Consider the following 26,506-nt stretch of genomic DNA (forward strand, 5'->3'; position numbering starts at 1 on the left):
GAGAAAGGGGCCGTCGCCCTTCTTTGCCAATCCGATAACCGGAGAGGCAAGTTCGCTGGCCGGATCGTTATCCGAACGTGGCCAGCATCCCGTCCAGCGTACGTCGCAGGCGCAGCGCGTCCGGCGCGACCGCGGTCACCAGGGCGGCCGGTCCGGCGAGCGGCAGCACGGCGGTGCCCTCGCCCACGACCCGGGCCTGCACCGGTCGCTCCGCGAACTCCGGTCGCACAACGACCAGTTGCCCGACGGCACGGGCCCCGCCGAGTCCGGCCGGGCCGTCCCAGCCGCCCGGCGCGCCCGGACCGCAGGACAGCTCCTGGTCGAGGACGGTCCGCCCGGCGATCCGCACCGACAGACGGCTGACGAGCCGGCCCGGTTCCTCACCCGCCCGGCCGAGCACCTGCTCCTCACGCAGGACGAGACGGGCCGCCGGGCCCAGATCGGCCCGGGTGCGCACGTGCAGGTCGCTCTCGCGCGCGGAGATCAACTGCTCCGGCAGCCAGCGCAGTTCTCCGCCGTCCGCCACGGTCAGGCGGACGTCGTAGCGGGCCTCGCCCTTGGCCTGCCCCGGCAGCGCGCAGGTGGCGGCGGCGGACCCGACGTACAGCCGGGCCCCCTCCTCCACGCCGGCCTCGACCGTGAAGTGGTCGCCACCGAGGGGGCCGCTCATCGCGCCGACCAGCATCACCCGGGCCTCGTCCGCACTCCCCCGCGTCCGGCGCAGTGCCAGTGGGCCCTCGCCCGCCAGTACCGGCAGCGCCGTACCGCCGCGTCCGTCGGCGCGGGCGACGATCCGGGCGGTGGCGCGTACGCCGGTGGCCGTCGCGCTCACACCGTCCACGCGGCGAGCCGCCCGCGCACCCACGCGGCCACGTCCCGCACCCCACGGTCGTCGCGCAGCGACTGGAACACGACGGGCAGTTCGGCGCGCTGGGCCTTGGCGTCGGCGGCCATCCGGGCCAGGTCGGAGCCGACGTACGGGGCGAGGTCGGTCTTGTTGACGACGAGCAGGTCGGCGGTGGTGACGCCCGGGCCGCCCTTGCGCGGGACGTCGTCGCCGCCGGCCACGTCGATGACGAAGACCTGTGCGTCGACGAGACCCTTGGAAAAGGTGGCGGTGAGGTTGTCCCCGCCGGACTCGACCAGGATCAGGTCCAGCGGCCCGACCTCGTCCTCCAGGTCCTCGACCGCCTCTAGGTTGGCGGAGATGTCGTCCCGGATCGCGGTGTGCGGGCAGGCTCCCGTCTCCACGGCGGTGATCCGTTCCGGCGGCAGTACGGCCTCCCGGAGCAGGAACTCGGCGTCCTCGCGGGTGTAGATGTCGTTCGTGACGACCGCGAGGGAGAGTTCGTCCCGCAGCGCCCGGCACAGCGCGGCGACGGTCGCGGTCTTCCCGGACCCGACGGGCCCACCGAGCCCGATCCGCAAGGCCCGCCGCCGCCCGTCGGGCCGACGAGCGTCGGCGCTGAGGGCGGCGGGGCCGTGAGGGACGTGGTCATGATGCATGGCAACGGCTCCTATCGGGGCGAAAGCCCCGGAGGCGGAACGACGGACGGGGGCGAAGCCCCATGGGCGGCAAAAGGCCCAGGGGGCCGGGGCGAAGCCCCTGGGCACGGAGGCGAGGTGGGGCGGAGACGAAGCCGCTGGGGCCGGGGCGAAGTCTGGGCCGGGGACAGCGAAGCGTAGGGCGGGCGGCGAAGCCTGGGGGCACAGGCGTAGCCCTTGAGGCCGGAGGATGGCCCGTGGGCAGGGGCGAGCCCCTGGACCGGACGCGAACCCCCGGCAGGGGCAGGCCGGGACACCAGGCCAAGCCCCTCGGCCGAACGCTCCCGGCACGGGGCGGGCTGGGGCAGGGGACGAAGCCTCGGGCGGGGGGCCGGAGGCGGGGGGTGGGGGCTCATGAGGCGAACAGTCGGGCGCTCCACGCCGCATGTGCCTCCGCCCCGATCTCCAGCAGCGGTGCCGACGCCGCGGGCAGTACGTCGGCCCCCTCCTCGGCGACCTCCCGCGCCACCTCGGCCGCCCGGACGGCGACCCGGTCCACCTCGGGTGCCAGCCGGGCCAGCACCCCGGTCGCCTCGAACGGGTCCAGGCTCAGCAGCCGCACCGTCGCACCGGCCGGCCCGCTCACGCAGTCGTACGCCGCGCAGTAGGCCGCGTCGGCCGCCCCGAGCCCGGCCGCCCGCGCCACGAGTCCCAGCACCACCGGCTGATGCGCCCCCTTGGGGAACGCCCGCGCCAGGGCGTCCAGCTCCCCGGACGGCCAGGTCGCCCGCGCGGCCCGCAGCAGCTGCCGCCCCAGCCTGCGCGCCGCGCGCCGCAGCGCGGGGGACGGCGTCCGCGCGTCCGCCGCCGCGTCCAGCTCGACCGGGTCGACGCCGAGCGCCGCCGACGCGGCGAGGGCGGCGGACACCAGTCCCGTCGTGTGCAGCCGGCCCCGGCAGAAGTCCTCCAGGCCGGCGGCGCCCGTGACGCGCCCCGCCCGCACCGCGGCCTCGGCCCCGCCGGAGTGCGCGTGTCCCCCGGCGGGGAAGCGGCCGTCGGCCAGCATCAGAAGTGCCGCACGTGACATCTGCGCGCCTCGTCTCAGAAGAGGAAGTACCGCTGGGCCATGGGCAGTTCGGCGGCCGGTTCCGCCTCGACCAGCTCCCCGTCGATGCGCACGGCGAAGCTGTCGGGGTCGATGCGCACCTCCGGCCGGGCGTCGTTCTCCCGCATGTCGGCCTTGGTCACCCCGCGCGTCGAGTCGATGGCGGCGAACCGCTTGCCGAGCCCGAGCCGCTCAGGCAGCCCGTCCTCGACGGCGAGCGGCGCCACGAAGTTCAGGGAGTTGGCGGCCGGCGCCCGACCGATCGCCCCGTACATCGGCCGGGGCAGGACGGGCTGCGGTGTCGGGATCGACGCGTTGGCGTCGCCCATCTGCGCGTACGCGATCTGCCCGCCCTTGAGGACGAGGAGCGGCTTGACGCCGAAGAAAGCCGGTTCCCAGAGCACGAGATCGGCGAGCTTCCCGGTCTCCACGGAGCCGACTTCGCGCGCGAGGCCCTGCGCCAACGCCGGGTTGATCGTGTATTTGGCGACATAGCGACGTACCCGGCGGTTGTCCGCCCGTCCGTCGCCGGGCAGCGCGCCGCGCCGTCGTTTCATCACGTGCGCGGTCTGCCAGGTCCGCAGGACGACCTCGCCGACCCGGCCCATGGCCTGCGCGTCCGAGGAGATGATCGAGATCGCGCCCAGGTCGTGCAGTATGTCCTCCGCCCCGATGGTGGACGGCCGGATCCGGGACTCGGCGAAGGCCAGGTCCTCGGGCACCGCCGGGTTGAGGTGGTGGCACACCATCAGCATGTCGAGGTGCTCCTCGGCGGTGTTGACGGTGAACGGCCGCGTCGGGTTCGTCGAACTCGGCAGCACGTACGGCTCGGAGACCACGCTCATGATGTCCGGCGCGTGCCCGCCCCCCGCACCCTCCGTGTGGTAGGCGTGGATGCCGCGCCCGGCGATCGCGGCCAGGGTGTCGCCGACGAAGCCTGCCTCGTTCAGGGTGTCGGTGTGGATGGCGACCTGGATGCCGGTGCGTGCGGCGACGGTCAGCGAGGCGTCGATGACGGCCGGGGTGGAGCCCCAGTCCTCGTGCAGCTTCAGCCCGAGGGCGCCGCCACGGATCTGGGAGAGCATCGCCTCGTGCGAGACGGTGTTGCCCTTGCCGAGGAAGCCGATGTTGAGCGGGTACTGCTCCATCGCCTCCAGCATCCGGGCCAGGTGCCAGGGGCCGGGCGTGACGGTGGTCGCCTTGGAGCCCTCGGCGGGTCCGGTGCCGCCGCCGACGAGGGTCGTGACGCCCGAGGCCAGCGCCTCGTCGGCGATCTGCGGGCAGATGAAGTGCACATGGGCGTCGATGGCCCCGGCGGTGAGGATCCGCCCGTTGCCCGCGACGATCTCGGTCTCCGGTCCGACGACCAGCGCCGGATGCACCCCGTCCATGGTGTCGGGGTTGCCGGCCTTGCCGATCCCGGTGATCCGGCCGTCGCGGATGCCGACGTCGGCCTTGACGATCCCCCAGTGGTCGACGATCACGGCGCCCGTGACGACGGTGTCGGGCGTGCCGTCCGCGCGCGTGGCACGCGACTGCCCCATGGACTCGCGGATGACCTTGCCGCCGCCGAACACCGCCTCGTCACCGGCGCGTCCGGGCCCGCCGCTGCGGTCCTCCTCGATCTCGATCAGCAGATCCGTGTCGGCGAGCCGGATGCGGTCACCGGTCGTCGGGCCGAACAGGTCGGCGTAGGCGGCGCGCGAGATCTCAGGCATCGAGGGCACCTCCGGTCTCCCCGCGCAGGCCGGGCACCACGCGGGCACCGGCGAGCGGGACGAGTTCGACGTCGACGGGGATGCCCGGCTCGAAGCGCACGGCGGTGCCCGCGGCGACGTTGAGCCGCTTGCCGCGCGCCGCGGCGCGGTCGAACTCCAGGCCGGGGTTGGCCTCGGCGAAGTGGTAGTGGGAGCCGACCTGGACGGGCCGGTCGGCCGCGTTGAGCACGGTGAGGCGGGTGACCTCGCGGCCCTGGTTGTAGGCGATCGGGCCGTCGGCGAAGAGGATCTCTCCGGGGATCATCGCGGCCGCCTCACACGATCGGGGCGTGGACGGTGACGAGTTTGGTGCCGTCCGGGAAGGTCGCCTCGACCTGCACGTCGTGGATCATCTCGGGGATGCCGTCCATGACGTCGTCCCGCGTGAGCAGTTCCCGTCCGGAGGCCATGAGTTCGGCGACCGTGCGGCCGTCGCGTGCGCCTTCGAGGATGTGCGAGGTGATGAGGGCGACGGCCTCGGGGTGGTTCAGTCTCAGCCCGCGGGCCCGACGCTTCTCGGCCACGTCCGCCGCGACGTGGATCAGCAGCCTCTCCTTCTCGTGCGGGGTCAGTTGCACGTGCCACCTCACATCCTCGCTCCGGGCCGTGCGGGGCCCGGTTGCCCGCCGCCACCGGCCGAACTCCCCGACGGCGTGGAGGGGCACGCTAGTTGGCGTGCGTTTCGGGCGCGTTAACCGAACTGTGACCCCTGGGACGCGGCTGGCTGGTCCCGCATGCCCATCAGCGCGCGCAGTCCGTCGCGGAGGACCTCGACCGGGGCGGGCCCGAAGAGGGACTGCTGCGCGAGGAAGCCGATCACGGCGGCGATCATCGTGCGGGCCACGCGGTCCGGTTCGGCGTCCCGCGACATCATGCCGGCGCTCTGGTAGCTCTCGACGATCCGCGCCCAGGCCGCGCGCACCGAGGCGTACCCCTCGCCCAGGACGGCCCTCAGGTCCTCGTTGCGCAGGGTCTCCGCCCACACCTGGATGACCAGCCGTGGAAAGGCGGGCAGGCCGTCCACGGTGAGGTTCTCCCGGGCGGCGAGCGTCCGGCCCAGGACCGCCGCGACGAGTTCGTCCGGCGGTGGGGGCGGGCTCTGGCGCGCCGCCTCCTCGAAGGCCGCGTGGACCGAGCCGAGCACCTCGGCGACGATCGCCGCGATCAGCTCCTCCTTGCCGCTGAAGTAGCGGTAGACGGCGCCCGCGGAGAGGTTCACCTCTTTGAGCACGTCCTGCATCGACGTGGCGTGGAAGCCGTTGCGGGCGAAGCAGACGGCGGCGCCGTCGAGGATCTGCCGGCGGCGGGCGTCGAGGTGTTCCTGGGATACACGGGCCATGCCCCGAATGTAGAACGAACATTCTTTCTTGACAAGAGCACGCACCGCGGCACACGGTGGTGCCACCAAAAACGAACGATCCTTCTTTTTGAGGCGTCCACCCGAGGGGGAACTCCATGTCCACGCCAACCGGCACGCAGCCCACCCGTCCCGGCGCCCGGCACGTCGTCGCGGTCGTCGTCCTCGTCCCGCTCGTGGCGGCGCTCGCGCTGTGGGCCTTCGCCTGGCCGGCCGCCCGGACCGCGCCGCACGACCTGCCGCTCGGTGTCGCGGGTCCGGCCACCGCCACCGCGCAGGTCGAGCGGCAGCTGGCACGGCATCCGGGCGCCTTCGAGGTCCACCGGTACGCCGACGAGGCCGCCGCCCGCGAGGCCGTCGGGGACCGGACGGTGTACGGCGCCGTCGTCGTCACCGCCCAGGGCCCCGAGCTGCTGACCGCTTCGGCCGCCGGCCCGGTGGTCGCGCAACTGCTCCAGCAGGCGATGTCCGCCGACGGCACCCCGCCGCGGACGGTGGACGTGGTGGCCGCCCCCGAGACCGACCCGCGGGGCGCCGCACTGGCCGCGAGCGTGCTGCCGCTGGCGCTGGGCGGGATCGCGGCGGGCGCGGCCGTCTCCGTGCGGGGGCTGCGCGGGATCCGGGCGGTGACCGCGCTGGTGGGCGCGTCCGCGCTGGTCGGCGTCGGCGCTGCCGCGATCGCGCACAGCTGGCTGGGGGTCCTCACCGGGAACTGGTGGGCCGAGGCCGCCGTCCTCGGGCTGTCCACGCTGGCGGTGAGCGGCGCCGTCGCGGGGCTCGCCGCTCTGGTGGGCCGCGCCGGGATCGCCGTCGCCGGCGGCACGCTGATGCTGTTCGGCAACCCGCTCTCGGGGGCGGCGTCGGCGCCGCAGATGCTGCCCGAGCCGGCCGGGACGATCGGCCAGTGGCTGCCGCCGGGCGCGGGGACGACGCTGCTGCGCTCGGTGTCGTACTTCGACGGCGCGGCCGCCCTCGGCCCGGCGCTCACCCTCACCTGGTGGGCCGCGATCGGGCTCGGCGCGGTGCTGCTGGGCAGCGCGCTGAAGTCCCGTACCGGGGCGGCGCGCGAGGTCGTGGCCGAGCGGGAGCCCGCGCCGGCGCTCTGACCACGGACCGGCCGTGCGCCCCGCTGTAGCGGACGGGGCGCACGGCCTCTTCGCGTCCCGGCCGATCGGGTGACGGCCGGTCAGCCGGACCGCGTGAATCGGCCCGGCGCGGGACGGCGACCCGAGTCGTGGACCGCGCGCCCGCCCGGACGCCGGTGCGCGGAGATCGTCGTGGAGCGCCACCGGTGCGCGCCGACGCCGTCGCACCGCGCTCCGACAGCTGCGGGCAGGACTGATCCGCCCGCCGCCGTCCCGGGTCACCGGGTGTCATGACGGTTCGTGCGGGCGGGAGTTGAAACGGACCAAAAGGGCTACCGCCGTCCGGATGACCTTCCCCTCCTTTTTCGGTGCCCTTGCGGTTGCGCAACGCGACCTGCCTCGGGGCGTGATGAGGCCTTCCGCCGCTGGTCCGGGGTGGCGTGGCGCCCTTGACACCGGGTCGAACAGGGGGATGTCCACCCGAACGGGTGAGTGGTGAGTAACGCCACAAATCCCTGATTGCGTTGGGATTTTCGGACTTCCGTGAGTCAAGATCCCTGACTGACGACAAGCCCCCGCCGCCGCGGCGGGGCGGTCCGGGCGGACGCCGAGTCCTGCCGCCGCCCGGATGACCGGTCGACAGGAGTGGATCGGCAGGAGTGGAGGACCCAAGCACGACGGGTCGCCGGAGCGCAATCTCCGAGCGTCCCTTGGGGTGAAGCCGTGGCAACGCGGCCGGGCTACTTCGCCAGCCCGAATCCGACAGGTCATCCTTCACAGGCGGCTGACGAAGGGTTGCGCATGACCGCGCTCAATCGTGTCCCGTCGCTGATGGCCCGTGCCGGTACGGCCTCGGCCCTCACCCTTGCCGCGGTGGGCGGCTCCGTAGTGGCTCCGGGCTTCGCCTCCGAGGCCGCGGCCGCCACGACGGCGACGAAGGCACTCCAGATCGCCGCCTCGAAGAAGGGCTCCCCCTACAGGTGGGGCGCCACCGGGCCGCGCAGGTTCGACTGCTCCGGGCTGACCCTGTACTCGTTCAAGAAGGCGGGCAAGAAGCTGCCCCGCACGGCAGCCCAGCAGTACAACAAGACCCGCCACATCGGGGCCAAGAGCCGCAAGGCCGGCGACCTCGTGTTCTTCCACTCCGGGTCGAACGTCTACCACGTGGGGATCTACGCCGGGAAGGGGAAGATCTGGCACGCCCCGAAGACCGGGGACGTGGTGCGGCTCCAGAAGATCTGGACCAAGAGCGTCTGGTACGGCCGGGTCAAGTGACCCCCGGGTGGCGGTGGCGGCGCCCGGAGGGGACGCCGCCGCCCCGCCCGTGACACGGGCTCGACGCGACTCGTCGGCGGGGTCGCGCCGAGAACGACCCGCGGGCCGCCCGTGACGCCCTCCGGGGCACGGGCGGCCCGCCGGCGGCTCTTCGGCACAGGGGCCCCGTGAGGCCCCTCGGAGCCCCGGCTGGGCCCGTGGGTGCCGTCGGACGGGCGCAGGGGCCCAGGACGGCGCGGGCTCGCACCGGGGGGCGCCGAGGGGCCGCCCTGACGACGAGGGTCCGCGCCCGGACGCCCCGGCCGGTCGGACTGCCCCGCCCGACCCCGGCAGTCACGCCCGGCTCCGGCCCCCCGAGACCGCCGTGACGCCACAACGTGCCCCTCCGTGCCGCCGGGTCCGGCGCCCGGCGCGGGTACCCAGAAGCGACCCCCAGGAGCACCCGGCGCCGCTCCTCGCCGGATCCCCGCGCCTCTGCCCCCGGACGGGCTACGGCTCCTGCCCGCCACCCAGGCGGGCCGGGACCGTCCAGGGGAGTTCGATCGACACCGTCTTGCCGCCCTCACGGGTCGGACGGACTCTGAGAACCTGCCCCTCCGCGCCGCCGGGTCCGTGCCCGGCGCGCGGCGCGGGTACCCAGAAGCGACCCCCAGGAGCACCCGGCGCCGCTCCTCGCCGGATCCCCGCGCCCCTGCCCCGGACGGGCTACGGCTCCTGCCCGCCCCCCAGGCGGGCCGGGACCGTCCAGGGGAGTTCGATCGACACCGTCTTGCCGCCCTCACGGGTCGGACGGACTCTGAGGCGGCCGCCGCATTCCGCGGCGAGCCAGCGGATGATGACCATGCCGCGGCCGTTGTCCTGCTGGACGGCGGCCGGAAGTCTCTTGGGGAAGCGCGGGTGACTGTCGGTCACTCCGATGCGGAGCTGCTCGTCGCGGTCGAGCCGCATCGCGACCGTGAAGGTGGGCGACTGACCGAGGGTGTGCTGGACGGCGTTGGTGGCGAGTTCGGAGATGATGAGCCTGATCGTGTCGGCCTCCTCGGTCTCCGGTCGCAGACCCCATTCCGCCAGGGTGCTGACGACGTAGGTGCGGGCGGTGGAGACCGAGGCGGGATCGCTCGGCAGAGTGACGGATGCTTCCAGATGGTCTGCCATGGCGACGTCGTCCCTTTCCCACGGGACCGCGGCCCGACACGGAGCGGATGGTTCGAGTACGGTCCCGGACTGGTGCTTCTTCGCCAGACTGCCACTCAAAGACCGGTAGCGGTGGCGATCCACCAAGATATGCATATATCTGTCGCTCGAAGCGGTGAACTCTGCGACGGCAGAGCGTATTTGGGCGGCTCGGAAGGAGTAAGGAGTAGCCCATGCAGCACGGTCCCGCGGTGCGCCGCCGGAAACTGGGCGCCGAATTGCGCACACTGCGAGGCCGCGCGGGCCTCACGAGCGGTGAGGCGGCGCGGTTGGTGGGATGGCATCAGTCGAAAGTGAGCCGGATCGAGACCGGCGCGAGCGGCGTGAAACCGGCCGATGTGCGGTTACTCCTGGATGCCTACGGGGTGGACGACGCCCAACTCAGGGATCTCCTTCTGGCGTTGGCGGGCTCCGGCGGCGGCCAGGGCCGCGACCACTGGTGGCACGCCTACAAGGGGGTGCTGCCGCCCACGTACCGCGACTTCATCAGCCTGGAGTCGCAGGCCGGCGCCATGCGCACCCTGGAGACCTCCGTCGTCCCGGGACTGCTCCAGACCCCCGAGTACGCCCGCGCCGTGACCCGCGCCGCGGTGGAGGGCCTGGCCGAGGACCGCTTGGACGCCCTGGTGGAGGTACGCCTGGCCAGGCAGGACGTGCTGCGTTCGCAGCCCCCGCTGGCGCTGAACGCGGTGCTCGACGAGGCCGTGCTGCGCCGGGAGGTCGGCGGCCCGGAGGTGATGGCGCGCCAGCTGGAGCGGCTGGTGGAGGCCGCCCGCCTGCCCCAGGTGCGGCTCCAGGTGCTGCCCTTCGCCGCTGGGGCGCACATCGGCATCACCGGGCCTTTCGTTATCTTCTCATTTTCGAGCACTTCTGATCTGGATGTTGTGGTTCTCGACCACTTGACGAGTAGCCTCTACCTCGAAAGGAAAGAAGACGTAGAGGCCTACACGGAGGCCTTCAACGCCCTTCAGTTCCACGCCCTTTCACCCGAGGAATCGTTGGACTACATCGCCGGGATAGGTGACGGCGCGTAAGGAGGCACCATGACCGCACTGCCTCGGAACGTACCCTCCAGCACGCGACTGCTCGGTGTGCACTGGCTGCGCAGCAGCTACAGCACCGGCGCCAACAACTGCGTCGAGACAGCCCGGCCGGACCTGGGCCCATGGGCCGGCCTGCTCGCCGTACGTGACTCGAAGGACCCTGCCGGACCCGCGCTGCTCTTCTCCCCCGAGAGCTGGGCGGGATTCACGGCTCACCTCTGATCAGGTCGGATCATCCCTGATCGATTCCGAACAGCGTGACGCACGGCCGTGGTTCGCCGACTCATGGTCGCGTGTCGCCGATGACTCGTACAGCGCGTTCGATCTGGTCCCCGGAGAGGTCCGCGCGGGCCGTCAGCCGCAGCCGGGAGATGCCGTCGGGCACGGAGGGAGGTCGGAAGCAGCCCACGGCGAGCCCCTCGGCACGGCAGTCGGCCGCCCAGCGCACGGCACTCTCCGGGGACGGCGCGCGCACCGAGACGACCGCCGCGTCCGGCCGTACCGCCTCCAGGCCCAGCGCCGTCAGCCGGGCGTGCAGTTCGCCGGCCACCGCACGCGCCCGCGCCGCGCGCTCCGGCTCGCCGCGCAGCAGCCGCAGTGCCGCGAGCGCCGCGCCCGCGGCGGCGGGAGCCAGTCCCGTGTCGAAGATGAACGTCCGGGCCGCGTTGACCAGATGGTCGATCACCCGTGCCGGGCCGAGCACCGCGCCGCCCTGACTGCCCAGCGACTTCGACAGCGTGACCGTGACGACCACGTCGTCCGCGCCCGCGAGCCCCGCCGCGTGGGGCGCGCCGCGGCCGCCGTCGCCGAGCACCCCGAGGCCGTGCGCGTCGTCCACGACCAGCCCCGCGCCGCTCTCCCGGCACGCCTGCGCCAGGTCGGCCAGGGGAGCCTCGTCCCCGTCCACCGAGAAGACCGTGTCGGACACGGCGACCGCCGGTCCGTCGTGGGTGCGCAGCGCCTTGCGCACCGCCTGCGGGTCGGCGTGCGCCACCACCTGTGTGGTGCCCCGGGCCAACCGGCAGCCGTCGATGAGCGAGGCGTGGTTGCCCGCGTCGGAGACGATCAGTGAGCCGTGCGGCGCCAGCGCGGTGACCGCGGCGAGGTTGGCGGCATAGCCGGAGGAGAAGACGAGCGCCGCCTCGAAGCCGCAGAACGCGGCCAGCTCCCCCTCCAGTTCCGTGTGCAGCGCGGTGGTGCCCGTGACCAGGCGCGAGCCGGTCGCCCCGCCGCCCCACGTCCGCGCCGCCCGCGCGGCGCCCTCGACGACCTCGGGGTGCCGGGCCAGACCCAGGTAGTCGTTGCTCGCCAGGTCCAGCAGCGGCGAGTCCGCCGGGCGCGGCCGCAGGGTCCGTACGAGTCCGGCGCCCCGGCGCAGCTGTGCCTGCTCGTCGATCCAGCCGAACGCCATGGGGTCCGTCCTCCGGTGTTTTTGTAGGCAGTGAACAGACACTAGCGGTACCCATCGGGGCGCAGGGTGTGGCAATACCCACACGTCGAACACGCGGGGTTGTGCGAAGTCTCCTCTTGGCCGGAAGCGGTGCGTTAGGACAGGATCACCTTCATGGACCTGCTGAACACGCTGGTGGACAAGGGGCTTCGGCGCGAGACGCCGACACGCGAGGAAGCGCTGGCCGTCCTCGCCACTTCCGACGACGACCTGCTCGATGTGGTGGCCGCGGCCGGCAAGGTGCGCCGCCACTGGTTCGGCCGAAGGGTGAAACTCAACTACCTGGTCAACCTCAAGTCGGGCCTGTGCCCGGAGGACTGCTCGTACTGCTCCCAACGGCTCGGCTCCAAGGCCGGGATCCTCAAGTACACCTGGCTGAAGCCCGGTGAGGCGTCCGAGGCCGCCGCCGCGGGGCTCGCGGGCGGGGCCAAACGGGTCTGCCTGGTGGCCAGCGGGCGCGGGCCGACCGACCGGGACGTCGACCGGGTCTCCGAGACGATCAGGACGATCAAGGAGCAGAACGAGGGCGTCGAGGTGTGCGCCTGCCTCGGTCTGCTCTCCGACGGGCAGGCGGAGCGGCTGCGCGAGGCGGGTGCCGACGCCTACAACCACAACCTGAACACGTCCGAGGGAACGTACGCGGACATCACGACCACCCACACCTACGCCGACCGTGTCGACACCGTGCAGAAGGCGCACGCGGCGGGCCTGTCGGCCTGCTCCGGTCTGATCGCGGGGATGGGTGAGTCGGACGAGGACCTGGTCGACGTCGTCTTCTCGCTGCGCGAGCTGGACCCCGACTCGGTGCCCGTCAACTTCCTGATCCCGTTCGAGGGCACCCCGCTCGCCAAGGAGTGGAACCTCACCCCGCAGCGCTGTCTGCGGATCCTCGCGATGGTGCGCTTCGTGTGCCCGGACGCCGAGGTGCGCATCGCGGGCGGCCGCGAGGTCCATCTGCGCACCATGCAGCCCCTCGCCCTGCACCTGGCCAACTCGGTCTTCCTGGGCGACTACCTCACCAGCGAGGGCCAGGCGGGCAAGGCCGACCTGGAGATGATCGCCGACGCCGGGTTCGAGGTGGAGGGCGCCGATCAGGTGACGCTGCCGGAGCACCGGGTGGGCGGTGGCTGCGGGTCGCGGGAGAGCGGGCAGGTCGAGGGCCGCGGGTCCCACGGGGACGCCGGGTGCGGGTCCCACGAGGGCGGCGGCTGCGGGTCCCACGAGGGCGCCGGGGTCTGCGGGTCGGCACCTGCCGCGCAGGCGGCCGAGCCGCGTACGGACCTGGTCGCGGTACGCCGCCGGGGTGCCGGAACGGACCTCGCGCCCAATGCCTGACCTGTCCGTGCCGGAGCTGCTGGACCTCGACCGGCGGCACGTCTGGCATCCGTACGGCCCCATGCCCGGCCGGCAGGAACCGCTCGTCGTGGAGTCGGCGAGCGGGGTCCGGCTGCGGCTCGCGGACGGCTCGGGCGAGCTGATCGACGGGATGTCGTCCTGGTGGTCGGCGATCCACGGCTACAACCACCCGGTGCTGAACGAGGCCGCCCGCGAACAGTTGTCGCGGATGAGTCACGTGATGTTCGGCGGGCTCACGCACGAGCCCGCCGTACGGCTGGCGAAGCTCCTTGTCGACATGTCTCCTGACGGTCTGGAGCATGTGTTCCTCGCCGACTCCGGGTCGGTGTCGGTCGAGGTCGCGGTCAAGATGTGCCTGCAGTACTGGCGTTCGCTCGGCCGGCCGGAGAAGCACCGCCTGTTCACCTGGCGGGGCGGCTACCACGGCGACACCTGGCAGCCGATGTCGGTCTGCGACCCCGACGGGGGGATGCACGAGCTGTGGACCGGCGTGCTGCCGCGCCAGGTCTTCGCCGACCCGCCTCCGGCCGAGTACGAGGAGTCGTACGCGGAGCGGCTGCGCGCGGCGATCGAGCGGCACGCGGGTGAACTCGCCGCCGTCGTCGTCGAACCGGTGGTGCAGGGCGCGGGCGGGATGCGGTTCCACTCCCCCGCGTACCTGCGCGTGCTGCGCGAGGCGTGCGACGCGCACGACGTGCTCCTGGTCTTCGACGAGATCGCGACCGGCTTCGGCCGGACGGGCGCGCTGTTCGCGGCGGAGCACGCGGGCGGGACGCCGGACGTGATGTGCGTGGGCAAGGCGCTGACCGGCGGTTACCTGACCATGGCGGCGACGCTGTGCACGGCGCGGGTGGCCGACGGCATCTCGCGGGGCGAGGTGCCGGTGCTGGCACACGGGCCGACGTTCATGGGCAATCCGCTGGCGGCCGCCGTGGCCTGCGCCTCGATCGAACTGCTGCGCGGTCAGGACTGGCGCGGTGAGGTCAAGCGGATCGAGGCGGGGCTGCGGGAGGGCCTGGCACCGGCCGCGGACCTTCCCGGGGTGCGTGAGGTGCGGGTCCTCGGTGCCATAGGCGTCGTCCAGCTCGACCACGAGGTGGACATGACGGCGGCGACGCGCGCCGCCGTGCGCGAGGGCGTGTGGCTGCGGCCGTTCCGCGACCTCGTCTACACGATGCCGCCGTACGTCACGGACGACACGGACCTGGCACGGATCGGGCGCGCGGTGTGCGCGGCCGCGCGGGAGGGATGACATGCCGATCCTGGTGATCACGGGGACGGGCACGGAGGTCGGCAAGACGGTCACGACGGCCGCGATCGCCGCGTCGGCGCGGGCGGCGGGTCGTTCGGTCGCGGTGCTGAAGGCCGCGCAGACGGGCGTACGGCCCGAGGAGCCCGGGGACGTCGAGGAGGTGACGCGGCTCGCGGGCCCGGTCACGACGGCCGAACTGGCCCGCTATCCGGAGCCGTTGGCACCGGGGACCGCGGCACGGCGCGCCGGGCTGGCGCCGGTGCACCCGCACGAGATCGCCGAGGCCGCCGCCAAGCTGGCCACCGAGCACGATCTGGTGCTGCTGGAGGGCGCCGGCGGGCTGCTGGTGCGGTTCGACCCGGCGGGCGGGACCCTGGCGGACGCGGCCGGGCTGCTGGCGGCGCCGGTGCTCGTGGTGGCGACGGCGGGGCTGGGCACGCTCAACACCACCGAGCTGACGGCGCGTGAGGTGCGCGCCCGGGGGCTCGACCTGGCGGGCGTCGTGATCGGCAGCTGGCCCGCGGAACCGGACCTCGCCTCGCGCTGCAACCTCGCCGATCTTCCGGAGGTCGCGGACGCGCCCCTCCAGGGGGCCCTGCCCGCCGACGCGGCGGCGCTGGCGCCGGAGGCCTTCCGGGCGGCGGCACCGGCATGGCTGGCCCCGCGACTGGACGGCTCGTGGGACGCGGAGGCGTTCCGCGTCCGTGAGGGCCCGCGTCCGTTCGCCTGATCCCCGACAGGACCGCCGCTCGGCGGGTCGCGGCACCGGGCCCCCTCGGTCCTCCGACCCGCCGACCGACGAGAAGCAGTGAACCGCCGCCGAGCGCCTCGCCCTCGCCCTGCCCACCCGCGCAGCCCTGCGGGCAGGCCGGCCGAGACAGCCGGTAAGCGCCGTCCGGCAGTTGAGCGGTCGGCGCGTCTGCGGGCTCTCCGGTGGGCGGCCACCCTGCGTGCGGCCGGGCGGGTTTCTCGGGTGGGTGGCGGAGGGGGGTGTGCCGGGTGTATCCGGGGGACAATTCCGGTAGTGCCCGTCCTGCCCGGGAGGTCTCCATGCCGCTTCGGTCCACCGGTACCGGCAAGGTGGCACGGGATCCCGTGCACCACCCGCTGTTCGCCCGCTACTACGCCCGTGTCAGCGTGGCCGCCGAGACGCGGATGGGTATGGGCGGCGTACGCGAGCGGCTGCTTGCCGGGCTGTCCGGCCGGGTGATCGAGATCGGCGCGGGCAACGGGCTGAACTTCGCGCACTACCCGGGCACGGTCGCCGAGGTCGTCGCGATCGAACCGGAGCGCGGCCTGCGGAGGCTGGCGGTGGAGAACGCCCTGCGTGCGGACGTGCCGGTCGACGTGGTGCCGGGTGTGGCGGAGGCGCTGCCGGTCAAGAGCGAGGGCTTCGACGCGGTGGTGCTGTCGCTGGTGCTGTGCAGCGTGCGGGACGTGCCGCGAGCCCTCGGGGAGGCGCGGCGGGTGCTGCGGCCGGGCGGCCAGCTGCGGTTCTTCGAGCACGGGCGGGGCGGCGGCCGCGTCATGGGCCTCACGCAGTGCGCCCTGGACCGCACGCTGTGGCCGGCGCTGACCGGCGGCTGCCACCTGTCCCGGGACCCGCTGGGCGCGGTCCGCGCCGCCGGCTTCGAACTCGGCCCCCACCGGCGGATGCTGCTGCCGGAGAAGGGACCCGCGCTGCCCACGTCGTTCTGTGTGCTGGGCACCGCGTGGCGGCCGCAGCAGTAGCGGGCGTCCGCCTCACAGGCTCCACTGGCGCAGCTCGCGCGCGATGTCGTGCACCGACGCCTCACCGCTCTTGACGAGCCGGGCCAGATCGCGCACCTGCTCGGGCGAGGTCACGAGCTTGGCACCGCTCGCGACGAGGTAGGCGTACGCGACGGCGCAGGCGAACAGCGCGTTGGACCGCTCCAGCGCCGGGACGTGGATCAGCAGCTGGAGCAGGGCCGCGGCGCGGGCGTGCGGGGTGTCGTAGACGGGGACGTCGAAGATCTCGGCCTGGTGGCGGGCGACGGCGGCGACGAGGGCTCCCCAGTCGGTGACCTGGGGATCCCCCGGCGTTTTCTGTTCGGCGAGCATCAGGAGCCAGGCGAGGTCGACGGTGAGGTCGTTCAAGGGATCAGCGGCGACCTTCGCTCGTGCGGCCCGTTCGGCCTTCCTTCACCTTGCCGGCGCCGACGCGGCCCTCACGTTCGGGGCCGAACTCCTCGGCGAAGACCGACTCGTACTGCTTCATGAAGTCGGCGGCGGCCTCCACGAAGGTGTGGCCGACCTCGCCGGTGTCGTGCTTGACGAGTTCCTCGATGTAACGGTTGACGCTCATCCCGCGCGCGACGGCACGTTCGCGCGCCGCGCGGGCGGTGTCCTCGTCGACGCGAACGTTCAGCTGGGTCTTGGCCATACTTCGAAGCTAGCGCTCGGACGCTAGCGCGGCAAGGCCTTCCGCACGGCCCGGTGCCTGCCCCCTACAGCTGTCCGGGGCGCACGACCTGGGCAGGAGGACACCCGGGACCTCCGGGGGATACCGCGTGTGCCGCGCGTCACACTAGTGTCGGCCCGAGCTGGGGCGTCGTCCGCGCGGTACCCGGCCGCACACGAGCGAGGAGCGACCAAGGAGGCACCCTTGTCCACACCTGCTGCGGAGCACGCCCCGGGACAGGCCCCGGCCGACGGGTTCGCCGCCCGCACCCGGGGGCTGACCAAGGCCTACGGCTCGGGCGAGACGACCGTGCTCGCCCTGGACTCGGTGGACGTCGACATCGCGCGCGGGCGCTTCACCGCCGTGATGGGCCCCTCGGGGTCCGGCAAGTCCACCCTCATGCACTGCCTGGCCGGACTCGACAACGTCTCGGCGGGCCAGGTGTGGCTCGGCGACACCGAGATCACCGGGCTGAAGGAGCGCGAGCTGACGCGGCTGCGCCGGGACCGGATCGGCTTCATGTTCCAGTCGTTCAACCTGATCCCGACGCTGAACGCGCTGGAGAACATCACCCTGCCCATGGACATCGCGGGCCGCAGGCCCGACCAGAAATGGCTCGACCAGGTCATCGACACCCTCGGGCTGCGGGACCGGCTGGGGCACCGTCCGTCCCAGCTCTCCGGCGGCCAGCAGCAGCGCGTCGCCTGCGCACGCGCCCTCGCCTCCCGGCCGGAGCTGATCTTCGCGGACGAGCCGACCGGCAACCTCGACTCCCGCGCGGGCCTGGAGGTCCTCGGCTTCCTGCGGGAGGCCGTCGACGCGCTCGGACAGACCGTCGTCATGGTGACCCACGACCCGGGCGCCGCCGCCCACTCCGATCTGGTGCTCTTCCTGGGCGACGGGCGGATGGTCGACGAGATGGAGCGGCCGACGGCGGAGGCGGTGCTGGAACGCATGAAGCGGTTCGACGTGATCCGCCGTCAGTACGACGACGGCGCACGCGCCCAGGGAGAATGACGCCGTGTTGAAGGCGACCCTCAGAAGCTTCCTCGCCCACAAGGGGCGGCTGCTCCTCTCGGCGCTGGCGGTGCTGCTGTCCGTGGCGTTCGTCGCGGGCAGCCTGATCTTCTCGGACACCGTCAGCCGCACCTTCGACCGGCTCTTCGCCTCGACCGCGGCCGACGTCACGGTCAGTCCCCGCGAGACCCTCGCCGAGGCGGTGCCGTCCGGCGCCACGGCCACCCTGCCGGCCGCGCTCGCCGAGCGGGTCGCCCGGATCGACGGGGTGGCCGCCGCCCGCGCCGAGGTCGAGGTCCAGAACATCACCGTCGTCGACGACCGCAACGAGTCGGTCAGCCCGACCAGTGGTGCCCCCACGCTCGGCAACAACTGGAACCCCACCGAGCGCAGCCCCGTGGAGCTGACCTCGGGGCATGTCCCGCGCGGGCCCGGCGAGGCGCTGATCGACTCCCAGACCGCCGAGCGCAGCGACGTGGAGCGGGGAGACACCCTGACGGTGATCGCCGCGCCCGGCTCGTTCCGGGTCGAGGTGGTCGGCATCGTCACCTTCACCACGACCAACCCCGGTGCCGCGCTGCTGTTCGTGGACACACCGACCGCGCAGACGAAGTTCCTCGGCGACCCGAAGGGTGCCACCGGCATCACGGTGGACGCGGCACCCGGCGTCAGCGACGAGACGCTCAAGGAGCGGGTGGCGGACACGCTCGGCACCGGCCGCTACGACCTGCGCACCGCGGACGAGAAGGCCCGGTCCGACGTCGAACAGCTCGGCGGCTTCCTCGACGTCATCAAGTGGGTGATGCTCGGCTTCGCCGGGATCGCGGTGCTGGTGGGCGTGTTCCTGATCGTCAACACCTTCTCCATGCTGATCGCGCAGCGCACCCGCGAACTGGGTCTGATGCGCGCGCTGGGCGCCGACCGCCGCCAGGTCCGCCGCTCGGTGCTCACCGAGGCGCTGCTGCTGGGTCTGGTGGGCTCCACGCTCGGACTGGCCGCCGGCATCGGGCTCGCGGCCGGGCTGATCGGGCTGATGGGCGTGCTCGGCATGAACATCAGGTCCACCGAGATGGTCGTCGGCTGGGCGACCCCCGTGACGGCGTACGTCGTCGGCGTCGGCGTCACCTTCGTCGCCGCGTACCTCCCCGCCCGCCGCGCCGCCTCCGTGTCGCCGATGGCGGCGCTCGCGGACGCGGAGGTCGCGGGGGTGGGCCGGCCGCTCAGGACGCGCGCGATCTTGGGCACGGTCGTGGGGGCGGCCGGCGTGGCCGCGCTGGTGGGCTGCGTGATGGCCTCCGACACCGGATCGGCCGCCTCCCTGCTCGGCCTCGGGGTCGTGCTGACGCTGGTCGCGACCGTGATCGCGGGGCCGCTGCTGGTACGGCCGGTGATCCGGGTGCTGGGTGGCTGGTTCCCGGCGCTGTTCGGTTCGATCGGGCGGATGAGCCAGCGCAACGCCCTGCGCAATCCCCGCCGCACCGGCGCCACCGCGGCCGCCCTGATGGTCGGGCTCGCCCTGGTCGGCGGGATGTCGGTGGCCAGCGCCTCCATGACGAAGTCGTTCGACGAGCAGATCGACCGGACGCTGGGCGCGGACTTCGTGCTCCAGAACGCCAACTTCGTGCCGTTCCCCCGGGAGGTCACCGAGCGGGTGCGCGAGACCGAGGGCGTCGGCCTGGTGGTGCGCTCGCGGTTCGCGCCGATCGCGGTGACCCTTCCGGACGGCGACCGGATCGAGACGACGGCGGCCGGCTACGACCCGCGGCTCGACGAGGTCGCCAACGTGCCCTACGCGCGGGGCGACAGCGCCGCCGCGCTGGCCCCCGGGCGGATGGCGATGGACCGTGACTTCGCGCGGGACCGGGGTCTGCGGGTCGGCAGCACGGTACCCGTCGAGTTCCAGGGCGGACGTCGGGCCGAACTGACCGTGGGCGCGCTCACCGACCAGGAGTCGTCCGGCGGCTTCGGCATGCAGGGCGGGATCTACTTCGGGCTCGCGACGCTGGAGCGGTACGCGCCGAGCGCACAGGACTCCGCGCTGTACGTCAACGGCGGGCCGGGCACCGCCGACGACGACCTGCGCGACGCCCTGGAGGCGACGCTGGAGGCCTATCCGCAGGTGCAGGTGCGGGACCTGGCCGATTACAAGCAGCTCGTCGACGACCAGATCGCCGTACTGCTCTACCTGGTGTACGCGCTGCTCGGGCTGGCGATCGTGATCGCCGTGCTGGGCGTGGTCAACACCCTCGCCCTGTCCGTGGTCGAGCGCACCCGGGAGATCGGGCTGCTGCGGGCCATCGGGCTCGCCCGGCGGCAGCTGCGCCGGATGATCCGGCTGGAGTCGGTGGTGATCGCGGTGTTCGGCGCGCTGCTCGGGCTGGCGCTGGGGCTGGTGTGGGGTCTGTGCACGCAGCAGGTGCTGGCGCTGGAGGGCATGACCGCGCTGGCGATCCCGTGGGGCACGATCGTCGCCGTCGTGATCGGCTCGGCGGTGGTGGGGGTCGTCGCGGCACTGCTGCCGGCGTTGCGGGCCTCCCGGATGAACGTCCTGGCGGCGATCGCGCACGAGTGAGGGCGGGCGGCCGACCGGTGCCCCTGCGCCCGGCGGGCCGCCCCCCGTTGGTCCGGATGCTGGAAAACAGGCGCGCGGCGGACCCGGCCGGTGATGGGATCACGTCATGAGCGACGTGCGGACACGGGCCGCGACACCCGACGACCTGGACACCGTGCTGGCCTTCTGGAGGACCTCCGCCGAGGGCACCAGCATCAGCGACGACCGCGACGGCGTGGAACGACTTGTCGACCGCGACCCCTCGGCGCTGATCCTGGCGGAGCGGGAGGGCGAACTGGTCGGCACGGTGATCGCGGGATTCGACGGCTGGCGCTGCCACCTCTACCGGCTCGCCGTGCACCCCGGCCACCGGCGCCAGGGGATCGGTGGCGCGCTGCTGGCCGCCGCGGAGGAACGTTTCGTGGAGCTCGGCGGGCGCCGGGGCGACGCCATGGTGCTGACCCGGAACGAGACCGGGCAGCACGCCTGGCGTGCGGCGGGGTACTCGCCGCAGGAGCAGTGGCGCCGCTGGGTGAAGCCGCTGACAGTGTCCTGACGTCGTCCCGAACCGTGCCGTCCGCCCCCGGACCGGCCCCTACCCGAAAGGTGTGAGCGTCCGTCCATGGGCGTGCCTTCCCGTGCCAGACATCGCGCGATCCTCCCCGCCCTGCCGGATCATGGGACGGAGGTGACCCGATGACCGAAGTGCTCCTCCTGCTGGTGGCGATCCTGCTCTCGCTCCTCTGCGGCGCCTTCGTCGCCGCCGAGTTCTCCCTGACCACGGTCGAGCGAGGTGACCTGGAGCGGGCGGTGGAACGCGGCGAGCGCGGCGCCGCCGGTGCCCTCAAGGCCGTACGCAACCTCACCTTCCAGCTCTCCGGCGCCCAGCTCGGCATCACCGTCACCAACCTGGTGGTCGGCATGCTCGCCGAGCCGTCGATCGCGCGGCTGATCGCGGGCCCGCTGCGCGCCCTGGGCGCCTCGCTCTCGATGGCGTCGTCGATCGCGCTGGTGCTGGGCACGGCGTTGTCGACGGTGTTCCTGATGGTGGTGGGCGAGCTGGTGCCCAAGAACTGGGCGATCTCCTCGCCGCTGGCCGTGGCCCGGCGGGTGGGCAACGCCCAGCGCTGGTTCAGCGCGCTCTTCCGGCCGTTCATCACGCATCTCAACAACACGGCCAACCGCCTGGTACGCCGCTTCGGCATCGAGCCCGCCGAGGAGCTGGCCTCGGCGCGCGGGCCGCAGGAGCTGGCCGCGCTGGCCCGGCATTCCGCCCGGGAGGGCGCCCTGGAGCCGGACACCGCCGAACTCTTCGTGCGGACCCTGAACCTCGCCGACCTGACCGCCGAGAACGTGATGACCCCGCGCGTGCAGGTCGTCGCCCTGGACGCGCAGGCGACCTGCGAGGACGTGGCGAACGCGACCCGCGCGACGGGCCTGTCCCGCTTCCCGGTCTACCGCGGCAGCCTCGACTCGGTCGTGGGCACCGCCCACATCAAGGACATCCTGACCGTGCCCGCGGAACGCCGACCCCGGGTGCGGGTCGCCGACATGATGCGTGAGCCGCTGCTCGTCCCCGAGTCGCTGACCGTCGACCGGCTCCTCGACCGGCTGTCCGGCAAGCGGACCATGGCGGTGGTCATCGACGAGTACGGCGGCACGGCGGGCGTCGCGACCCTGGAGGACATCGTCGAGGAGGTCGTCGGCGAGGTCCGCGACGAGCACGACCCGCACGAGACCCCCGACCTCGCCCCGGTCGGCGCCGACGAAGACGGCCACGCCCTGTACTCCGCGGACGGCGCCGCCCGCATGGACCAGCTCGCGCGCGTCGGCCTGCGGCCGCCCGAGGGACCGTACGAGACGCTGGCCGGCCTCGTCGCGAACGAACTGGGCCGCATCCCGGAGGTCGGCGACAGCGTCGAGGTCGCCGGCTGGCGGCTGGACGTGCTGGACGCCGGTGGCCGCAGGGCCGCGCGCGTGCTGCTGCACGCGCCGCCCGAGGACGAGGGGACCGACGAGAAGGAGGCGCGGGCATGACCGTCGTACAGCTGTTGATCGGTCTGGCGACGCTCGTCGTGAACGCCTTCTTCGTGGGCGCCGAGTTCGCGCTGATCTCGGTGCGCCGCTCCCAGATCGAGCCGTACGCCGAGCAGGGCGACCGGCGGGCCAGGAGCGTGCTGTGGGGTCTGGAGCACGTGTCCGCGCTGATGGCGGCGGCGCAGCTGGGCATCACGCTGTGCACCCTGGTGCTCGGCGTGGTCGCGGAACCGGCGATCGCGCACCTGCTGGAGCCGGTGTTCCACGCCATGGGGGTGCCGAGCGGGGCGGGCCACGCGGTGTCGTTCGTGATCGCGCTGGCGCTCGCGACGTACCTGCACATGCTGCTGGGCGAGATGGTGCCGAAGAACATCGCGCTCGCCGAGCCGGCGCGCAGCGCGCTGCTGCTCGGGCCGCCGCTGGTGACCCTGTCCCGGGCGCTGCGACCGGTGATCTTCACCATCAACGCGTTCGCGAACGGGCTGCTGAAGCTGCTGCGGATCGAGACCAAGGACGAGGTCACGGCGACCTTCTCGGACGCCGAGCTGGCCCGGATCGTCAAGGACTCCGGCGCGGCGGGCCTGATCGACGACCGGGCGCAGGAACGCCTGCACGACGCCCTCGAACTGGGCCGTCGGCCCGTGCGTGACGTCGTGCTCCCGCTGGAGCGCGTCGTGTACGCGAGCGTCGGGGTGACTCCGGAGGAGCTGGAGGGGCTGTCGGCCCGGTCGGGGTTCTCCCGCTTCCCCGTGGTGGACGAGGGCCGGCGCATCGTCGGCTATCTGCACGTCAAGGACGCGCTGGACGCCTCCCCGCGGGACGTGCCGTTCCGGCTGCGGGACATGCGGCCCATCGCGCGCGTGCGGGAGGCCACGCCGCTGGACGACGTCCTCACCGCGATGCGGGGCAGCCGTACGCACGTGGCGGCCGTGCTGGGCTCCGACGGGCGGCTGGCGGGGCTGGTGACCATGGAGGACGTGCTGCGGGAGCTGTTCGGGCAGTGGGTCTGAGCCCGGCGTGGCCCCGCACCGAACGCGTCGGGGAGGGTGACCGACCCGCGGGTATGCGCCTCGGGATACCATCTCCGTCGCCATGGAGACGAACCCCTCACCCCTGTACAGCAGCCTGGTCGCGGTCGGCGACTCCTTCACCGAGGGCATGTCGGACCTGCTCCCCGACGGCACCTACCGGGGCTGGGCCGACCTGCTCGCCGCCCGGATGGCCGCCCGCGCGCCCGGCTTCCGCTACGCCAACCTGGCCGTGCGCGGCAAGCTCATCGGCCAGATCGTCGACGAGCAGGTGCCCGTGGCCGCCGCCATGGGCGCCGATGTGATCACGCTGGTCGGCGGGCTCAACGACACCCTGCGGCCCAAGTGCGACATGGGGCGGGTGCGCGGGCTCCTGGAGGAGGCCGTGGAGCGGCTGGCCCCGGCCTGCAAACAGCTGGTGCTGATGCGCAGCCCGGGACGGCAGGGCCCCGTGCTGGAGCGGTTCCGGCCGCGCATGGAGGAGCTCTTCGTCTGCGTCGACGAGCTGGCCGCGCGGCACGGCGCGGTGGTCGTCGACCTGTACGGGGCCGGCTCGCTCAGCGACCCCCGGCTGTGGGACGTCGACCGGCTGCACCTGACGGCCGAGGGGCACCGCCGGGTCGCGGAGGCGGTCTGGCAGCGGCTCGGCTACGAGGCCGAGGACCCGGACTGGCACGTGCCGATGGCCACCACACTGCCGCTCGGGTGGGCCTCACGGCGGGTCGCGGACGTGCGCTTCGCCCGGCAGCATCTGCTCCCGTGGATAGGGCGCAGGCTCACCGGCCGCTCCTCGGGGGACGGCCGCCCGCCGAAGCGGCCCGACCTGCTGCCGTACGAGGACCTGGCATAAGCCGGCCGCGGCCTCGCGGGCGATCGGCCGGCAGGCCGGCGTCCGGGCGCGCGGGCCGGCGAGCGGGTCGATCTGCCCGGGTCCACCGGGCGGCGATCGCCTCGTAGGTTCCGACGAACCGCCCCATGGCGCCGACCTGCACGAACCGCCAGTAGAATCCGGTTACGTGACTTCCGCTCCCGCCAAGCCCCGCATCCCCAACGTCCTCGCCGGACGCTACGCCTCCGCCGAGCTCGCCACGCTCTGGTCGCCCGAGCAGAAGGTGAAGCTGGAGCGCCGGCTCTGGCTCGCCGTGCTGCGGGCCCAGAAGGACCTCGGGATCGAGGTGCCCGACGCGGCGATCGCCGACTACGAACGCGTGCTCGACCAGGTCGACCTGGCCTCCGTCGCGGAGCGCGAGAAGGTCACGCGGCACGACGTGAAGGCGCGGATCGAGGAGTTCAACGACCTCGCCGGGCACGAGCACGTGCACAAGGGCATGACGTCCCGCGACCTCACCGAGAACGTCGAGCAGCTGCAGATCCGGCTCTCGCTGGAGCTGATGCGCGACCGCACGGTGGCCGTCCTGGCGCGCCTCGGCAAGCTCGCCGGGGAGTACGCCGAGCTGGTGATGGCCGGCCGGTCGCACAACGTCGCCGCGCAGGCCACCACGCTCGGCAAGCGGTTCGCGACCGCCGCCGACGAGCTGCTGGTCGCGTACGGCCGGATCGAGGAGCTGCTCGGCCGCTACCCGCTGCGTGGCATCAAGGGCCCCGTCGGCACCGCCCAGGACATGCTGGACCTGCTCGGCGGGGACGCCGGCAAGCTCGCCGAGCTGGAGGAGCGGATCGCCGGGCACCTGGGCTTCTCGCAGGCCTTCACCTCGGTGGGCCAGGTGTACCCGCGCTCGCTGGACTACGAGGTCGTGACCACGCTCGTACAGCTGGCCGCCGGCCCCTCGTCGCTGGCCAGGACGATCCGGCTGATGGCCGGGCACGAGCTGGTGACCGAGGGCTTCAAGCCGGGTCAGGTCGGCTCCTCCGCGATGCCGCACAAGATGAACACCCGCTCCTGCGAGCGCGTCAACGGTCTGATGGTGATCCTGCGCGGCTACGCCTCGATGACCGGGGAGCTGGCGGGCGACCAGTGGAACGAGGGTGACGTCTCCTGCTCGGTGGTGCGGCGCGTCGCGCTGCCCGACGCGTTCTTCGCGCTGGACGGCCTGCTGGAGACGTTCCTGACGGTGCTGGACGAGTTCGGCGCGTTCCCGGCGGTGGTGGCACGCGAGCTGGACCGCTATCTGCCGTTCCTGGCGACGACCAAGGTGCTCATGGCCTCGGTGCGGGCGGGTGTCGGCCGTGAGGTGGCGCACGAGGCGATCAAGGAGAACGCCGTGGCGTGCGCCCTCGCGATGCGGGAGCAGGGCGCCGAGCGCAACGAACTGCTCGACCGGCTGGCCGCCGACGAGCGCATCCCGCTGGACCGCGCCGCGCTCGACGGTCTGATGGCCGACAAGCTGTCCTTCACCGGTGCCGCCGCCGACCAGGTCGCGGCCGTCGTCGGCCGGATCGAGGAGATCGTGAAGCAGCGTCCGGAGGCCGCGGGCTACACGCCGGGAGCGATCCTCTGACACGCTTCACTCCCGAGCAGCTTCAGGCCGCCCGCGACCGTCTCGTCCCGGACGTGGTCGCGGACGGCCTGCGAGTGCTGTTCTGCGGCATCAACCCCGGTCTGATGACCGCCGCCACGGGACATCACTTCGCCCGCCCCGGCAACCGCTTCTGGCCGGTCCTCCATCTGTCGGGCTTCACGCCCCGGCTGCTGAAGCCGTCCGAGCAGGGCGAGTTGCCGTCGTACGGGCTCGGCATCACGAACGTGGTGGCACGGGCGACGGCCCGGGCCGACGAGTTGAGCGCCGAGGAGTACCGCGAGGGCGGGCGGCTGCTGTCGCTGAAGGTGGCGCGGCTGCGGCCGCGCTGGCTGGCGGTCGTCGGGGTCACCGCGTACCGCGCGGCCTTCGACGACCGCAAGGCGCGGGTCGGGCCGCAGGAGCGGACGATCGGGGACACCCGCGTGTGGGTGCTGCCCAACCCCTCGGGGCTGAACGCGCACTGGACGGCTGCGACCATGGCGGAGGAGTTCGCACGGCTGCGGGTGGCCGCGGCGGACTAGGTCGTGTCCGTAAAGTGGTTGGTGCGTTGGTCTGTTCGTGGTGCGTCGTCATGAGTTGACTGATGAGTCGTGGGCGGTGATCGAGCCGTTG

At 73.1% G+C, this 26,506-nt stretch carries 27 protein-coding genes and 1 riboswitch; of the genes, 16 read left to right on the forward strand and 11 right to left on the reverse strand.

The features are described from left to right. Window positions 1-67: 67 nt before the first annotated feature. From ACZ7LV_RS20085 to ACZ7LV_RS20115, 7 genes are all read right to left on the reverse strand, one after another. Complete coding sequence (locus ACZ7LV_RS20085) at window positions 68-841, reverse strand: urease accessory protein UreD (RefSeq protein ID WP_471940928.1); 774 nt, start codon at window positions 839-841, stop codon at window positions 68-70. Beyond that, the gene (gene ureG, locus ACZ7LV_RS20090) at window positions 829-1,506 is read right to left on the reverse strand and encodes an urease accessory protein UreG (RefSeq protein WP_471940930.1); all 678 of its coding nucleotides are present in this window, start codon (window positions 1,504-1,506) and stop codon (window positions 829-831) included. Before ureG ends, ACZ7LV_RS20085 begins: the two co-directional genes overlap by 13 nt. Before the next feature lie 391 nt (window positions 1,507-1,897). Further along, window positions 1,898-2,572, reverse strand: coding sequence for an urease accessory protein UreF (locus tag ACZ7LV_RS20095; RefSeq protein ID WP_471940932.1), 675 nt, complete (start codon window positions 2,570-2,572; stop codon window positions 1,898-1,900). Window positions 2,573-2,586: 14 nt separating this feature from the next. After that, window positions 2,587-4,308: an urease subunit alpha gene (locus ACZ7LV_RS20100; RefSeq protein WP_471940933.1), complete on the reverse strand. Its 1,722-nt coding sequence runs from the start codon at window positions 4,306-4,308 to the stop codon at window positions 2,587-2,589. Next, window positions 4,301-4,612: an urease subunit beta gene (locus ACZ7LV_RS20105; RefSeq protein ID WP_171108764.1), complete on the reverse strand. Its 312-nt coding sequence runs from the start codon at window positions 4,610-4,612 to the stop codon at window positions 4,301-4,303. Before ACZ7LV_RS20105 ends, ACZ7LV_RS20100 begins: the two co-directional genes overlap by 8 nt. Window positions 4,613-4,622: 10 nt before the next feature. Further along, the gene (locus ACZ7LV_RS20110) at window positions 4,623-4,925 is read right to left on the reverse strand and encodes an urease subunit gamma (RefSeq protein ID WP_471940935.1); all 303 of its coding nucleotides are present in this window, start codon (window positions 4,923-4,925) and stop codon (window positions 4,623-4,625) included. 113 nt (window positions 4,926-5,038) lie between these two features. Beyond that, the gene (locus ACZ7LV_RS20115) at window positions 5,039-5,686 is read right to left on the reverse strand and encodes a TetR/AcrR family transcriptional regulator (RefSeq protein WP_471940936.1); all 648 of its coding nucleotides are present in this window, start codon (window positions 5,684-5,686) and stop codon (window positions 5,039-5,041) included. Window positions 5,687-5,802: 116 nt separating this feature from the next. On the opposite strand from ACZ7LV_RS20115, the gene ACZ7LV_RS20120 reads away from it, so the two are divergent. Both ACZ7LV_RS20120 and ACZ7LV_RS20125 read left to right on the forward strand, forming a co-directional pair. Continuing rightward, the gene (locus tag ACZ7LV_RS20120) at window positions 5,803-6,810 is read left to right on the forward strand and encodes an ABC transporter permease (protein ID WP_471940938.1); all 1,008 of its coding nucleotides are present in this window, start codon (window positions 5,803-5,805) and stop codon (window positions 6,808-6,810) included. Between the two features lie 587 nt (window positions 6,811-7,397). Next, window positions 7,398-7,587: riboswitch (cyclic di-AMP (ydaO/yuaA leader) on the forward strand. A 3-nt stretch (window positions 7,588-7,590) separates the two neighbouring features. Beyond that, the gene (locus ACZ7LV_RS20125; RefSeq protein ID WP_471940940.1) at window positions 7,591-8,064 is read left to right on the forward strand and encodes a C40 family peptidase; all 474 of its coding nucleotides are present in this window, start codon (window positions 7,591-7,593) and stop codon (window positions 8,062-8,064) included. 705 nt (window positions 8,065-8,769) lie between these two features. Here the strand turns inward: ACZ7LV_RS20125 and ACZ7LV_RS20130 are convergent. After that, on the reverse strand, window positions 8,770-9,219 hold the full coding sequence (locus ACZ7LV_RS20130) for an ATP-binding protein (protein ID WP_471940941.1): 450 nt from the start codon (window positions 9,217-9,219) through the stop codon (window positions 8,770-8,772). Between the two features lie 212 nt (window positions 9,220-9,431). On the opposite strand from ACZ7LV_RS20130, the gene ACZ7LV_RS20135 reads away from it, so the two are divergent. Both ACZ7LV_RS20135 and ACZ7LV_RS20140 read left to right on the forward strand, forming a co-directional pair. Next, the gene (locus ACZ7LV_RS20135) at window positions 9,432-10,292 is read left to right on the forward strand and encodes a helix-turn-helix domain-containing protein (protein ID WP_471940943.1); all 861 of its coding nucleotides are present in this window, start codon (window positions 9,432-9,434) and stop codon (window positions 10,290-10,292) included. 9 nt (window positions 10,293-10,301) lie between these two features. After that, entirely contained in the window at window positions 10,302-10,523 is a 222-nt protein-coding gene (locus tag ACZ7LV_RS20140; RefSeq protein ID WP_401671923.1) for a DUF397 domain-containing protein, read from the forward strand. Window positions 10,524-10,584: 61 nt separating this feature from the next. On the opposite strand, the gene ACZ7LV_RS20145 is transcribed toward ACZ7LV_RS20140, so the two are convergent. Continuing rightward, a complete protein-coding gene (locus tag ACZ7LV_RS20145; protein ID WP_471940945.1) occupies window positions 10,585-11,712 on the reverse strand; it encodes an 8-amino-7-oxononanoate synthase in 1,128 nt (375 codons plus the stop codon). Window positions 11,713-11,865: 153 nt separating this feature from the next. Here ACZ7LV_RS20145 and bioB point away from each other — a divergent pair, with 153 nt between their 5' ends. From bioB to ACZ7LV_RS20165, 4 genes are all read left to right on the forward strand, one after another. Next, entirely contained in the window at window positions 11,866-13,086 is a 1,221-nt protein-coding gene (gene bioB / locus ACZ7LV_RS20150) for a biotin synthase BioB (protein WP_471940947.1), read from the forward strand. After that, window positions 13,079-14,359, forward strand: coding sequence for an adenosylmethionine--8-amino-7-oxononanoate transaminase (locus ACZ7LV_RS20155; protein ID WP_471940949.1), 1,281 nt, complete (start codon window positions 13,079-13,081; stop codon window positions 14,357-14,359). Before bioB ends, ACZ7LV_RS20155 begins: the two co-directional genes overlap by 8 nt. Before the next feature lies 1 nt (window position 14,360). Continuing rightward, window positions 14,361-15,089: a dethiobiotin synthase gene (bioD, locus tag ACZ7LV_RS20160; RefSeq protein ID WP_471940951.1), complete on the forward strand. Its 729-nt coding sequence runs from the start codon at window positions 14,361-14,363 to the stop codon at window positions 15,087-15,089. A gap of 320 nt (window positions 15,090-15,409) precedes the next feature. Next, complete coding sequence (locus ACZ7LV_RS20165) at window positions 15,410-16,090, forward strand: class I SAM-dependent methyltransferase (RefSeq protein WP_471940952.1); 681 nt, start codon at window positions 15,410-15,412, stop codon at window positions 16,088-16,090. A 12-nt stretch (window positions 16,091-16,102) separates the two neighbouring features. Here the strand turns inward: ACZ7LV_RS20165 and ACZ7LV_RS20170 are convergent, their stop codons facing one another. Together ACZ7LV_RS20170 and ACZ7LV_RS20175 are read right to left on the reverse strand one after the other, a co-directional pair. Then, window positions 16,103-16,477, reverse strand: coding sequence for a fic family toxin-antitoxin system, toxin component (locus ACZ7LV_RS20170; RefSeq protein ID WP_471940953.1), 375 nt, complete (start codon window positions 16,475-16,477; stop codon window positions 16,103-16,105). A gap of 4 nt (window positions 16,478-16,481) precedes the next feature. Continuing rightward, the gene (locus ACZ7LV_RS20175; protein WP_471940955.1) at window positions 16,482-16,763 is read right to left on the reverse strand and encodes an antitoxin; all 282 of its coding nucleotides are present in this window, start codon (window positions 16,761-16,763) and stop codon (window positions 16,482-16,484) included. Between the two features lie 222 nt (window positions 16,764-16,985). Between ACZ7LV_RS20175 and ACZ7LV_RS20180 the strand changes: the two genes are divergently transcribed. From ACZ7LV_RS20180 to mug, 8 genes are all read left to right on the forward strand, one after another. Further along, window positions 16,986-17,798, forward strand: coding sequence for an ABC transporter ATP-binding protein (locus ACZ7LV_RS20180; protein WP_471940957.1), 813 nt, complete (start codon window positions 16,986-16,988; stop codon window positions 17,796-17,798). Window positions 17,799-17,802: 4 nt separating this feature from the next. Continuing rightward, window positions 17,803-20,370 carry an ABC transporter permease gene (locus tag ACZ7LV_RS20185; protein ID WP_471940959.1) on the forward strand — a complete coding sequence of 856 codons (2,568 nt, stop codon included), beginning with the start codon at window positions 17,803-17,805 and terminating at the stop codon, window positions 20,368-20,370. A gap of 106 nt (window positions 20,371-20,476) precedes the next feature. Then, window positions 20,477-20,905, forward strand: coding sequence for a GNAT family N-acetyltransferase (locus ACZ7LV_RS20190; RefSeq protein ID WP_471940960.1), 429 nt, complete (start codon window positions 20,477-20,479; stop codon window positions 20,903-20,905). Between the two features lie 140 nt (window positions 20,906-21,045). Beyond that, on the forward strand, window positions 21,046-22,386 hold the full coding sequence (locus ACZ7LV_RS20195; protein ID WP_471940961.1) for a hemolysin family protein: 1,341 nt from the start codon (window positions 21,046-21,048) through the stop codon (window positions 22,384-22,386). Further along, complete coding sequence (locus tag ACZ7LV_RS20200; protein ID WP_471940963.1) at window positions 22,383-23,396, forward strand: hemolysin family protein; 1,014 nt, start codon at window positions 22,383-22,385, stop codon at window positions 23,394-23,396. The genes ACZ7LV_RS20195 and ACZ7LV_RS20200 overlap by 4 nt, the downstream gene beginning before the upstream one ends. 82 nt (window positions 23,397-23,478) lie before the next feature. Next, window positions 23,479-24,264 carry an SGNH/GDSL hydrolase family protein gene (locus ACZ7LV_RS20205; RefSeq protein ID WP_471940964.1) on the forward strand — a complete coding sequence of 262 codons (786 nt, stop codon included), beginning with the start codon at window positions 23,479-23,481 and terminating at the stop codon, window positions 24,262-24,264. A gap of 166 nt (window positions 24,265-24,430) precedes the next feature. Next, the gene (purB, locus tag ACZ7LV_RS20210) at window positions 24,431-25,873 is read left to right on the forward strand and encodes an adenylosuccinate lyase (RefSeq protein ID WP_471940966.1); all 1,443 of its coding nucleotides are present in this window, start codon (window positions 24,431-24,433) and stop codon (window positions 25,871-25,873) included. Further along, window positions 25,870-26,415 (forward strand): G/U mismatch-specific DNA glycosylase, encoded by a 546-nt coding sequence (gene mug / locus ACZ7LV_RS20215; RefSeq protein WP_471940996.1) that lies wholly within the window; start codon window positions 25,870-25,872, stop codon window positions 26,413-26,415. Before purB ends, mug begins: the two co-directional genes overlap by 4 nt. Window positions 26,416-26,506: the final 91 nt, after the last annotated feature.

This window comes from Streptomyces sp. NPDC107562, assembly GCF_055657325.1.

Bases quoted from the DNA above. Each gene is read 5' to 3' on its own strand.
- ACZ7LV_RS20115 (WP_471940936.1), bottom strand. From the start codon at position 5,686: ATGGCCCGTGTATCCCAGGAACACCTCGACGCCCGCCGCCGGCAGATC.
- ACZ7LV_RS20130 (WP_471940941.1), bottom strand. From the start codon at position 9,219: ATGGCAGACCATCTGGAAGCATCCGTCACTCTGCCGAGCGATCCCGCC.
- ACZ7LV_RS20100 (WP_471940933.1), bottom strand. From the start codon at position 4,308: ATGCCTGAGATCTCGCGCGCCGCCTACGCCGACCTGTTCGGCCCGACG.
- bioB (WP_471940947.1), top strand. From the start codon at position 11,866: ATGGACCTGCTGAACACGCTGGTGGACAAGGGGCTTCGGCGCGAGACG.
- ACZ7LV_RS20125 (WP_471940940.1), top strand. From the start codon at position 7,591: ATGACCGCGCTCAATCGTGTCCCGTCGCTGATGGCCCGTGCCGGTACG.
- ACZ7LV_RS20200 (WP_471940963.1), top strand. From the start codon at position 22,383: ATGACCGTCGTACAGCTGTTGATCGGTCTGGCGACGCTCGTCGTGAAC.
- ACZ7LV_RS20195 (WP_471940961.1), top strand. From the start codon at position 21,046: ATGACCGAAGTGCTCCTCCTGCTGGTGGCGATCCTGCTCTCGCTCCTC.
- ACZ7LV_RS20140 (WP_401671923.1), top strand. From the start codon at position 10,302: ATGACCGCACTGCCTCGGAACGTACCCTCCAGCACGCGACTGCTCGGT.
- bioD (WP_471940951.1), top strand. From the start codon at position 14,361: ATGCCGATCCTGGTGATCACGGGGACGGGCACGGAGGTCGGCAAGACG.
- ACZ7LV_RS20190 (WP_471940960.1), top strand. From the start codon at position 20,477: ATGAGCGACGTGCGGACACGGGCCGCGACACCCGACGACCTGGACACC.
- ureG (WP_471940930.1), bottom strand. From the start codon at position 1,506: ATGCATCATGACCACGTCCCTCACGGCCCCGCCGCCCTCAGCGCCGAC.
- ACZ7LV_RS20135 (WP_471940943.1), top strand. From the start codon at position 9,432: ATGCAGCACGGTCCCGCGGTGCGCCGCCGGAAACTGGGCGCCGAATTG.
- ACZ7LV_RS20145 (WP_471940945.1), bottom strand. From the start codon at position 11,712: ATGGCGTTCGGCTGGATCGACGAGCAGGCACAGCTGCGCCGGGGCGCC.
- ACZ7LV_RS20105 (WP_171108764.1), bottom strand. From the start codon at position 4,612: ATGATCCCCGGAGAGATCCTCTTCGCCGACGGCCCGATCGCCTACAAC.
- ACZ7LV_RS20205 (WP_471940964.1), top strand. From the start codon at position 23,479: ATGGAGACGAACCCCTCACCCCTGTACAGCAGCCTGGTCGCGGTCGGC.
- ACZ7LV_RS20155 (WP_471940949.1), top strand. From the start codon at position 13,079: ATGCCTGACCTGTCCGTGCCGGAGCTGCTGGACCTCGACCGGCGGCAC.
- ACZ7LV_RS20095 (WP_471940932.1), bottom strand. From the start codon at position 2,572: ATGTCACGTGCGGCACTTCTGATGCTGGCCGACGGCCGCTTCCCCGCC.
- ACZ7LV_RS20175 (WP_471940955.1), bottom strand. From the start codon at position 16,763: ATGGCCAAGACCCAGCTGAACGTTCGCGTCGACGAGGACACCGCCCGC.
- ACZ7LV_RS20165 (WP_471940952.1), top strand. From the start codon at position 15,410: ATGCCGCTTCGGTCCACCGGTACCGGCAAGGTGGCACGGGATCCCGTG.
- ACZ7LV_RS20120 (WP_471940938.1), top strand. From the start codon at position 5,803: ATGTCCACGCCAACCGGCACGCAGCCCACCCGTCCCGGCGCCCGGCAC.